We start from the raw sequence: 10924 nt of genomic DNA, 5'->3' as shown, positions 1-10924 counted from the left end.
GAGCCATGAAATTCAAAAGATCGAGGTGATGGACTATGCCGAGTTTGATCGCTTGCTCGATCGTGAGGCGGTGCGTAAATTTAGAGAGAACGCGCTAAACTCCGAGCATTCTAAAACTCGCGGCACGGCGCAAAACGACGACGTATATTTTCAGACGCGCGAGCTAGTTAATAAATTTTACGACGCGCTTCCGGACATCGTCGCGGAGTATATGAGCGAAATTTCAAAGATCACGGGGCGGTCGTACGCACCTTTCGTCTATTACGGCGCAAGTGAGCCGCAGCGCGTGATCGTCGCGATGGGCTCGGTCAATCAAGCCCTTGAGGAGGTGGTCGATCATCTAAATGCGAAGGGCGAGAAGGTAGGCGTGCTAAAAGTGCATCTCTACAGGCCTTTTAGCCTCAAATATCTCTTCGCTGCGATGCCTAAAAGCGTGCGTAAAATCGCCGTGCTCGATCGCACAAAGGAGCCCGGCAGCCTCGGCGAGCCGCTGTATCTGGACATAAAAGCCGCTTTTTACGGGCGCGAGGACGCTCCGCTCATCGTGGGCGGCAGGTATGGCTTAAGCTCTAAGGACGTTGATCCCGCGCAGCTAATCGCCGTGTATGAAAATTTAAAGGTGGACGAGCCTAAAAACGGCTTTACGATCGGCATCGACGACGATGTGACTCATCTATCTCTGCCCGTGGGAGATAAAATTTCGCTCGGCTACGAGGATGAGACCGAGTGCCTGTTTTATGGCCTTGGCGCGGACGGCACCGTGGGCGCGAATAAAAATTCCGTCAAAATCATCGGCGATAAAACCGATCTTTACGCGCAGGCGTATTTTGCCTACGACAGCAAAAAATCGGGCGGCTACACGCGCTCGCACCTGCGCTTCGGCAAAAGACCGATCCGCTCGACCTATCTCGTCTCAAATCCGCATTTCGTCGCCTGCTCGGTCGCTGCGTATCTGGACATCTACGACGTCATCGGGGGCATCCGCGAAGGCGGCACCTTCCTTTTAAATTCCATCTGGGATGCCGAGCAGACGGCGGCAAAGCTTCCAAACAAGGTCAAAAAAATTCTAGCTACCAGGCGGGTAAAATTTTATATCCTAAACGCCACCAAACTAGCGCACGAGATAGGGCTCGGAGGCCGCACTAATACGATTATGCAATCGGCGTTTTTCAAACTTAGCGGCATCATTCCGTTTGAGCAGGCGCAAAGCTATATGAAGGAATACGCCAAGAAAACCTACGCCAAAAAGGGCGAGGCGGTCGTGGCGATGAACTGCGACGCGATCGATAGGGGCGCGGATGCTTTGGTGCAGGTAGCGATCGATCCTGCGTGGGCAAATTTAAAGGATGACCCAGCGGGCGCGGACGACAAATACAAGGGCGACGAATTTATAGAAAAGATCGTAAAACCGATGAACGCAGCGCGCGGCGATAGCTTGCCGGTGTCGGCGTTTTTAGGACACGAGGACGGCGGGTTTGACGCGGGCACGACGCGATTTGAAAAGCGCGGCGTGGGCGTCATGGTGCCTAAATGGATCGAGCAAAACTGCATCCAGTGCAACCAGTGCGCCTTTGTCTGCCCGCACGCCGTAATCAGGGCGTTTTTACTAGACGAAAAGGACGAGGCCGCCGCGCCTTTAAATTTAAAAGATCACCTACTAGAAGCCAAGGGCAAGGAGCTAAAGGGGCTAAAATATAAGATCCAAGTAAGTCCGCTAGATTGCACGGGCTGCGCGCTTTGCGCCGAAAACTGCCCGAGCAAGGAAAAATCGCTCGTCATGGTGCCGCTTGAAGAAGAACTCGCAAAAGGCGAGCAAGAAAGCGCAGACTTTTTATTCGAGCACGTAAGATACAAAGACGATTTGATGGACAGATCAAGCGTCAAGGGCGTGGGATTTGCGCGCCCGTATTTTGAATTTCACGGCGCGTGCCCTGGATGCGGCGAGACGCCGTATATCACGCTGATCACGCGACTTTTCGGCGATCATATGATCGTAGCCAACGCCACGGGCTGTAGCTCGATCTACGGCGGATCGGCGCCTTCGATGCCGTACCGCAAGGATGAGAACGGCCGCGGCGTCGCGTGGGCGAACTCGCTTTTTGAGGATAACGCGGAGTTCGGGCTGGGAATGAAGATCGCAAGCGAGACACTGCGCCATAAGATCGAGGATCTGATGCTAGGCTCGCTCCCAAGCGTGCCAAATGCGCTAAAGGCACTTTATAACGACTGGATCGAAAACAGAAACGATACGCTAAAATCCGCTCAGATTAGAGATAGGCTGGTGCCGCTACTAGAACAAAATTTGGACGCGCCCGGAGTTCGTGAAATTTTAGAGTTGAAGCAGTATCTAAACAAAAAATCGCAGTGGATCATCGGCGGCGACGGCTGGGCCTACGACATCGGCTACGGCGGGCTCGATCACGTGCTAGCTACTGGCGAGGACGTAAACGTGCTGGTGCTGGATACGGAGGTTTATTCAAACACGGGCGGACAGAGCTCCAAAGCTAGCCGTCGCGGCTCTATCGCGCAGTTTACCGCAGGCGGCAAGGCGGTGCAGAAAAAAGACCTCGGTCAGATCGCGATGACCTACGGTAACATCTTCGTCGCGCAGGTAAATTCCAACGCAAACCAAGCCGCGACGCTAAAAGCGATCATGGCGGCAGAGGCCTACCCGGGACCTAGCCTTATCATCGCGTATTCGCCCTGCATCGCGCACGGTATCAAAGGCGGCATGGGCAGCTCCGGCGATCAAGCCGAGCTTGCGAGCAAATGCGGCTATTGGCCGACCTACACCTTCGATCCACGACTCGCGGCGGAGGGCAAAAATCCGCTTAAAATTTCATCCAAAGAGCCGGATTGGAGTCTTTATGAGGAATTTTTGCTAAACGAGGTGCGCTACAACGCGCTTAAAAAGATCGATCCGGAGCACGCGGGCAAGCTTTATGAAGCAAATAAAGCCGACGCGATGAGACGCTACCGTCAGCTTAAGCGCCTTGCGAATGCCGATTTCGGCGATGAGGTTATCTCTGCGGGCGTCGCGAGCGAGAATGCTTAAGCTTTGCGGCTATTTGTTGAAATTCCGGCTCTGCAAATTTTGCAATCCGGAATTTTATTAAATTTCGCGGGACTGCATAAAATTCCGTATAAATTTTAAAAGAGAAATCCATGAAAAAAATTGGACTAATCGGCGGCATGAGTTACGAATCTACGATTACCTATTATGATGGGATCAATCGCAAAATTAACGAGCGTCTAGGTGGGCTAAGTAGCGGCGAAATCCTGCTAAGTAGCTTAAATTTCGACGAGATCGAGCGGTGTCAAAGAGATAATGAGTGGGGCAGGGCGGGCGAAATTTTAGCTCGTCACGCGCGAGTTTTGCAAAGCGGCGGCGCGGATTATATTTTTCTTTGCACCAACACGATGCATAAGTGCTACGAGGCGATAAAAGCCGCTATCTCCGTGCCTTTCGTGCATATCGCGGACGCCACGTTAAGTGAGCTGCGAAAACGTGGCGTGCAAAAAGTAGGGCTGCTCGGCACGATCTACACGATGACGCAGGATTTTTACAAACAGCGCTTGATAGATGGCGGCGTAGAGGTACTCGTGCCGAATGCAGACGAAATGGAAGCGGTAAACGAAGTAATTTTTGATGAGCTTTGCTTTGGTAAAATCTTACCGCATTCCAAGAAGAAATTTTTGCAGATCATTGAAGGGCTTAGAGCTCGCGGTGCGCAGGGCGTTATACTGGGCTGCACGGAGATCGGACTGCTCGTATCGCAAGCAGATACCGCCGCGTGGCTATTTGATACTACGCAGATCCACATCGATGCGGCAGTAAGTCTAGCTTTAAGCGAGTAAATATCAAATATGAGCCGGTAAAATTCCGGCTTATAATTTCAAATTTTTATATACATTATCAGTTAAATTTAATCTTTCTCTGTTATAATAACAACTATCAATCATAAAAGGGGATGAAATGAACGTTTTAGTTATAGGAGCAGATGAGATTACGCCCATTAAGGCGGTTTTAAAAGACCTTGGCGCGAGCAACATCGAGCACTGGGACGCACGAAACGAAAATCGCGTAAATCGTAAGCCGATCCCGCAAGATACCGAGTGCGTCGTGATGCTTACGAGCTTTTTAAACCACAACACGATGAAAAAAATCAAAGGCGAAGTCAAAAAGCGCAAAATCCCGCTTGTATGCGCTAAGAGAAGCGTTAGCTGCGTATTTTGCGAATACTGTAAGGTTTTCAATTTAAATCAAGAATTCGGTTGCAAGCCTTGCGAAGATGATTAAAATCCCAAGGAATTTAAGTAGTGACGGCAAGCCCAGGCAAGCGGTTAAAAAATCGCGCACTGCGCCACAATCAAATGCTTACGACGATGAAGCTGGCGAGCCAAATTCCAAGAATTCTTTAAATTCTAGCAAATTTAACGCTACTTGCCTTGCGCCCGTCGAAAGTAAGAAATTTAGCGACAAATTTAAAAAGTTTTCAATTGGTAAATCGGACGCACTTAATTATAATGCCTCTAAGTCGCATGCTGCAAAGAGTGCGCAAAAAGACGGCGCAAATAGGAATTTGACAGCAAGGGCTTTTTACGACACTGACTCAGCGCAAAAGAATTTTCTCTGCGCTAAGCGCTTGGACGAGAAATCAGCTTTGTTACGAGATATTGCCGCGCCAAAACGAGATATCGCGGTGCGCAAAAAATGCCAAAAAGCGGATCTGCGGCGCGATAACGAGCTTATTGATGATGAAATTTTAAATGCCGAAACTTTTAATAAAAAATTATTTAGTGGCGAAATTTTTGGCTTTGATGCGAATGGACGCGAGATTGCACCAGAGGCGCTACGGGATTATGATGCGGCTTCGCGAGCGCGGGCGATGCTAGCTCTATATAATTTTAACGTTAATGCGGATTATAGAATTCCGCCCGCAAATTTAAAGGGCGCTTCGCAGTTTCGCGCCGCGTTTTTAAATTTCATCGCTTCCGAGCTTGGGCGAGGCACTCGCAAAATTTACCGCTTCAAGCCCGCCGTGAAATTCTGCGCGGCGGATAATGCGATAATCTTTGCCTATCTGCGCGACATGCCGCTGCCCGCGTTTGCCGCCAAACCGGCTTATAAGCTAGCTCGCGCGATCGTAAGCCTGCGTAGTGGCGTGCTGCTAAATGCCCGCGAGGCGTTTAGTGATTTTGTGTTTTCAAAGATCGCGCTGCGAAATGCAGGCGCAGAGATTGAGCTTAAAAACGAGCTCATCATCGTGCGAAAAAACGGATTTTCGCTCGGAGTGATAGCAAATTTCAGATCGATGCTCGTTTCAAATCCTATGCTTTATGATAATGATATAAAAAAAGCGCTAGAGCTTTCATGCGGAGCAAACCTCGATGCCGTGTATCTTGTCTATCCAAAAAATGAAAATTTTAACCGCCACGTCGAGATAAAAAGCGAATGCTTTAAGGGAAATTTCATTATGAAATTAGTACCATACAAGCTCACCGACAAAATTTATTAAAAGGATCACAAATGGTTGGAATTATTTTTGGAAGCTCGATGGGCAATACCGAAGACGCTGCAAAGCTGATCTCGGAAAAGCTCGGCATCGAAAATGAGCTAAAAAACGTCGCAGATATCGCGCCTGCTGACCTAGACAAATACACCGCGCTCGTAATCGGAAGCTCGACGTGGAACGACGGCGAGCTACAAGACGACTGGGCGGGCTTTGATTTCTCAGCCCTTGATGTCGCGGGCAAGACCGTCGCGATTTTTGGTATGGGCGATAGCTCAAGCTACAGCGACGCCTACTGCAACGCAATGCGCGAGCTATACGACAACTTCAAAAAAGCGGGTGCAAATATCGTAGGCGCAGTGCCTACCGACGGATATGAATTTGACGAGAGCAAGGCCGTAGTGGACGGCAAATTTGTTGGTCTCGCGCTAGACAACGACAATCAAAGCGATCTCACCGAGAGCCGCATCGAGGCGTGGGTAGCACAGATCGCTCCCGAGCTTAAATAACTCCCTTTAAATTTGCCGTGAAGCGCCCGCTTCGCGGCTCTTTCATCTTTTTTAAAATCATTAAAATTTGGACCTCTTTAAAATTTGAACTCTGCCGACTTTGGTTAAATTTAAACAGATTGGGCTTTGAAATTTTAAAATTTCAATCTGCGCGAATGAAATTTATCCTTTAAATTTGGCTGCGCGATACTTTGTGCTAGCGTAAATACAGACCGACTTAGAGACGCACTTAGCGCGAGTAGATAAAATTTAGCCGCTGTGGCGGCGGAAGGACAAAGCCGAGAGTTTGCGTATAGCGGTTTATAAACCTCATCGGCGTAATCGGCGTACACTCGGGAAATAAAATTTGCAAATTTTATAAGCGGCGAAGCGGAAAGTAATGTCGCTAAAATTTCTCTCCGCACATACGCCATTGAAATTTCTTTCCACGCGCACGCTGTTAAAACTCTCCCCGCAGCTCCGCCATGAAATTTAGCCAGCCGTCTGATATAAGAATTTTGCCTATCCACGCAGCGAGGGCTGCCGTCTGTCCGTAAATTTTAGCATAAATTTGACGCTGCAGCCGCGTGTAGCCGTCGTTCTTTAAATAAACCGCAGCATAACCCGTGAGATTGCCCGCTGCTAGGAGCGAAAACCGCAAAGCCCTGCGGCACGACAAAGAATAAATTTAAAAGAGGAATTTTGCTTTTTGCGCTACTTCGCGCAAATAGCTCGGCAAGACGTAAATTTAAAATTTAGAACGCAAATTTTAAGGCTTAAAATTTACAGTCCCAGCTCTATCGCCAGATCCTTTACCGCTTTGAGATTTACCTTGCCGCTGCCGAGCACCGGGATTTGCTCCACCTTTTTCACGACGCTTGGCTGCATTATCGGCGCCAGCGCGGAGTCCTTCAGGCGGCGCGAAATTTCATCCTCGCTCGCCTCACCCACATAAAGCAGAGCGATCTTTTCGCCCTTTTTCTCGTCTTTTAGGTTCACGCACGAATAGATCGCGCTTTCGCCTAAAATTTCGCCCACGGCGCTTTCTACCGCGCCCAGGCTGATCATCTCGCCACCGATTTTGGCAAAGCGCGAAAGGCGGTCGGTGATAAATAAAAACCCGTCGTCGTCGATATAGCCGATGTCGCCGCTCTTGTAGTAGCGCACGCCGTCCATTTGCGCGATTGCTTCGGCGGTTTTTGCCGGCTCATCGTAGTATTCCTTCATAACCTGATGTCCGCCGATTAAGATAAGCCCCTCTTGCCCGTTTGGCAGCGGCTGCAGCGAAGCTGGATCGGTGATCTTTATGACCGTGCCCGCAAGCGGCAAGCCGACGCTCTTTTCGCGGTTAAAGTGAAGCTCTTTGAAAAAATCGGGCTCGAGGACGTTTGGCGTATTTACGCTCACCACCGGCGCAGTCTCAGTCGTGCCGTAGCCCTCGTAAATTTCGATGCCAAATTTTATCTTAAATTCCTTGCGGACGTTTTCGTTTAGCTTCTCCGCGCCCGCAATCGCTAGGCGAATGCTTGCCAGCATAAGCGGATTGAGCCTTTTATTTTTGGTGTAGAGCCTAAAAAACGTCGAGGTGCCGAACATTATCGTAGCGCCGTATTTTGCGCTCATTTTGCCGACGCTAAAGGCGTCTGTAGGATCGGGCACGTGGATGCTTAAAATTCCGTCGTTTAACGGAAATAGCGTCGTTACGGTAAGCCCGAAGCAGTGAAAGATCGGCAGCGACGCTAAAATCGCGTCGTGCTCGGTGGCGTTTATGAGCTCGGAGATCTGCTTGACGTTCGCCATTATGTTTTTGTGCGTCAAAACCACGCCTTTGGGCTTTCCTTCGCTGCCGCTGCTAAATAAAATAGTCGCTACGTCCTCTATCGCGTGCGGCTTAAAATACAGCGCGCGAAATAAAATTTTAGGCATCAGCAGCGATTTTAGTGCGCAGACTATGCGCTCGTTTTTAGAGGTGCCCTCGCTTAGATCTTCAAGATACACGAGCCGATCGCCGATCGAACCCTCCAGCTCAAAGCCCTTTGATTTGAGCTTTTCTACGAATTTTCGCGAGCTGATGATCGTGCGGATATTCGCTTTATCCGCGCAGTAGATTAAATTTTCTTCGCTTAGCGTATAGTTTAAATTTACGCTCGTTTTGCCCATCGCAAAAAGCGTTAAATTTACGGCGCTTGCGATGACCGAGCTAGGCAAAATGATACCTACGTTTTCCTCGCTGCCTATGCGGCTCTTTAACCTTTTGCGAAGTATCAAAACGGCGCTCATCATCGCTAAATTTGTGAGACTTGCTCCCGTGCTATCGACCGCCACGCGCTTAAAAGGCGATCTTTTGGCTTGATTTAGCCAGTTGTAGGCAAGCGGCTTTAGGCTTGCGAGGTATTTGCCCCAGCTGAAAAACGACAGCTCCGTTACCGCACGTTTTACTTCATGCGCCTTGGAATTTGCCTCAATCGGCGCGCCGAAGCTTACGCGAAGTGCGTTTTTGCCGCTTTGCGAGATCGTTCTTTTATAATGCTCGCTGGCGCGCGAAAACGTCGATCCCCAAAGCCCTCTGATATAAAAAGGCACGATTACGGAGTTCGTATCGTGCGCGGCGAGCTCAAATCCGCCCTGAAACTCGTCTATGCGGCCGTTGTAACTGATGTGACCCTCGGGGAAGAGCCCTACTACTTCACCAGCATTTAGCGCCTCGCGGATGCTTTCGATCGCGCTTTTGCTCACGCCCGCTCCGATCGGAATGACGCGGAAAATTTTAAAAAACCACTTCAAATACCACAGATCGTAGTAGCTGCGATGCATCACGAAGCGCACGCCGCGCGGGCATGCAAGCTGCACCACCGCCCAATCGATCCAGCTGATATGGTTGCCCAAAAGCAGCACGCCGCCTTTTTGCGGGATGTTTTCGATACCGTCTACGTGGACTTGGTAGCCAAATTTCATAAACGGAATGAGTAAAATTCTAACGAAAAGCTGCGGCAGATATTTTGCGCCGAAGATCCCGCAGATAAGAACGCAAAGAGCAGCCATAACGAAAATTTCGCCGCTGGCGACCGCAAAATGCACCAAGATGATGGCGATGAGCAAAAACAGCACCATAAAGATATTTTGGATGAAATTTGAGCCCGCGAGTACCCGCCCCATGCGCTCATCGGCGGTGAAAAACTGAATTACGGCGTTGAGCGGCACGATGAAAATTCCTCCGCTAAACCCGAAGAAAAATGACGCCGTGCCGAGCCAAAATACCGAGTGTGCGTTGGCTAGCACCATTAGCGCGAGCGCAAGACCGAATGCGCCGAACGGCACGATACCGAGCTCGATATGCTTTTTGCAGTAGCTGCCCGCAAAGATCGAGCCTAATGCGATTCCGATCGCGCTAAGAGCTAAGATCACCTGGATCACCATTACGTTGTCGCTGCCGCTAAGGCTCTTGTAGTGAGCCGGAAAGGTCGCGATCACAAGCTGCGAGACCGCCCAAAACATCGCAAGTCCCAGCGTACAGAGCAGGACGTTTTTGTCTTTTAGCACAAAATTTAAATTTTGCCTTAGATAGCGAAGCTTAAAATAGTCGTCTTTATTAAATTCCGCCTGCGGTTGCGCGGCGTCGAAGAATGGAATTTTATACGAATAGTAGGTCTCAAGCGCAGAACCCGCGACCAAAAGCACGCCGATGAACCAAACCGAGCTCATCAACTCGCCCGCGTCACTGCTGTGGGCTGCAAATAGCTCGAAAATCACCGAAAACGCAAGCGATGAAAGCAGAATCGCGATGATGGTAAGAGCCTGCACGAGGCCGTTTGCCGCGCCTAAATTTTTCGCGCCGACGATCTTTTTAATCAGGCCGTATTTGGCGGGCGAGTAGATCGCGCTTTGCGCCGCAAGCAGGATCGTCATAAAAAATGCGAAATAAAACCACCCGCACGCATAACCTAGCGTAATGAGCGCGGTAAGGGCGACGCCGAGTTTCGCGCAGATCCGCGTGATGCGGGTGCGCGAGAATTTGTCGTTGAGATAGCCGCTGGCGCTAAAAAGAAATACGTAAGGCAGCAAAATCAGCAAATTTACAAGCGAGGTAAGGGCGATGAGAGCGCCGGAATCGGCGCTTTTAACAAGGACGTTTTGAATCGTGATCTTATGGCCCAGATCGACGCTTGCGTTGATAAACATAATCGCCAAAAATGGCAAAAATCCGTTGATTTTTAATAAAGATTTCAAGCTATCTCCTTTAAAAACGGGATTTTATCTCACGGAAGTTAACGGACGCAAATTTAAGGCGGCTTCGCTACAATTACGCAAAAATTAAAGGAAAAATATGAAAGTGCAAATCACAAATCACGATGTCGATAACCTCAATAAATTTATGCTGCTTTACAGCAAAAAGGCGCGCAAACAGCGCCTAATCAGCACCTACGCCATACCGTTTGAGTTTTTGCTTATGGGCATCATCATCGATGGGCTTTTAAAAACGGCGCCGATTGCGAGCGTCGCGTCGGTTATTTTGGGTGCGGCGTGGCTTATTTTTTATCCGAAATTTTACCGCCGCATGCTAAGAAAACATCTGACTGCCGCCAAACTCGCGCAAGACTCGAGCACGGAGATGAGCTTCGTCGCGGACGGCGAGACAATCTCGTTTTCAAAAGGCGAGCCACGCGCAAGCGAGAAATTTACCGTGCGCTCGCTAAATCGCATCGCTGCGGGCGGGGAGAATTTTTTCTTGGCGTTTGATCGCGGCTTTCACATCGTCCTTCCCAAAAATGCCGAGACGGACGCCGCGGTGCGGCATCTCGCGGATCTGCGCGGCTTGCAGATCGAATCCGTGGATATGGATGTTGAAATTTAGAGCTTTATTTTTAAATTTACGGCTCGTAAAATTCTCGATACAAATTTAAAATTCTAGAATTTCGCTATGCA

8 protein-coding genes are annotated in these 10924 nt (G+C 49.5%); 6 read left to right on the top strand and 2 right to left on the bottom strand.

The window, feature by feature from the left end; translation table 11 throughout:
• From nifJ to fldA, 5 genes are all read left to right on the top strand, one after another.
• On the top strand, positions 1-3055 hold a 3055-nt coding region (gene nifJ / locus Q0605_RS01735; RefSeq protein ID WP_298703663.1), incomplete at its 5' end, for a pyruvate:ferredoxin (flavodoxin) oxidoreductase.
• Between the two features lie 110 nt (positions 3056-3165).
• Complete coding sequence (locus Q0605_RS01730) at positions 3166-3858, top strand: aspartate/glutamate racemase family protein (RefSeq protein ID WP_298703661.1); 693 nt, start codon at positions 3166-3168, stop codon at positions 3856-3858.
• A gap of 118 nt (positions 3859-3976) precedes the next feature.
• On the top strand, positions 3977-4300 hold the full coding sequence (locus Q0605_RS01725) for a DUF2325 domain-containing protein (protein WP_297945424.1): 324 nt from the start codon (positions 3977-3979) through the stop codon (positions 4298-4300).
• Complete coding sequence (locus tag Q0605_RS01720) at positions 4293-5519, top strand: hypothetical protein (protein ID WP_298703659.1); 1227 nt, start codon at positions 4293-4295, stop codon at positions 5517-5519. Before Q0605_RS01725 ends, Q0605_RS01720 begins: the two co-directional genes overlap by 8 nt.
• A gap of 11 nt (positions 5520-5530) precedes the next feature.
• A complete protein-coding gene (fldA, locus tag Q0605_RS01715; protein WP_298703657.1) occupies positions 5531-6022 on the top strand; it encodes a flavodoxin FldA in 492 nt (163 codons plus the stop codon).
• Between the two features lie 439 nt (positions 6023-6461).
• On the opposite strand, the gene Q0605_RS01710 is transcribed toward fldA, so the two are convergent.
• Together Q0605_RS01710 and Q0605_RS01705 are read right to left on the bottom strand one after the other, a co-directional pair.
• Positions 6462-6662, bottom strand: coding sequence for a hypothetical protein (locus Q0605_RS01710; RefSeq protein WP_298703655.1), 201 nt, complete (start codon positions 6660-6662; stop codon positions 6462-6464).
• A gap of 122 nt (positions 6663-6784) precedes the next feature.
• Positions 6785-10228 (bottom strand): acyl-[ACP]--phospholipid O-acyltransferase, encoded by a 3444-nt coding sequence (locus Q0605_RS01705; RefSeq protein WP_298703653.1) that lies wholly within the window; start codon positions 10226-10228, stop codon positions 6785-6787.
• A gap of 97 nt (positions 10229-10325) precedes the next feature.
• Here Q0605_RS01705 and Q0605_RS01700 point away from each other — a divergent pair, with 97 nt between their 5' ends.
• A complete protein-coding gene (locus Q0605_RS01700) occupies positions 10326-10853 on the top strand; it encodes a hypothetical protein (protein ID WP_298703651.1) in 528 nt (175 codons plus the stop codon).
• The last annotated feature ends 71 nt before the right edge of the window (positions 10854-10924 follow it).

Source organism: uncultured Campylobacter sp., assembly GCF_938017705.1.
Lineage (GTDB): Bacteria > Campylobacterota > Campylobacteria > Campylobacterales > Campylobacteraceae > Campylobacter_B.
The sequence above is the reverse complement of the archived record's forward strand: the minus strand, read 5'-3'. Positions and strand labels throughout refer to the sequence as shown.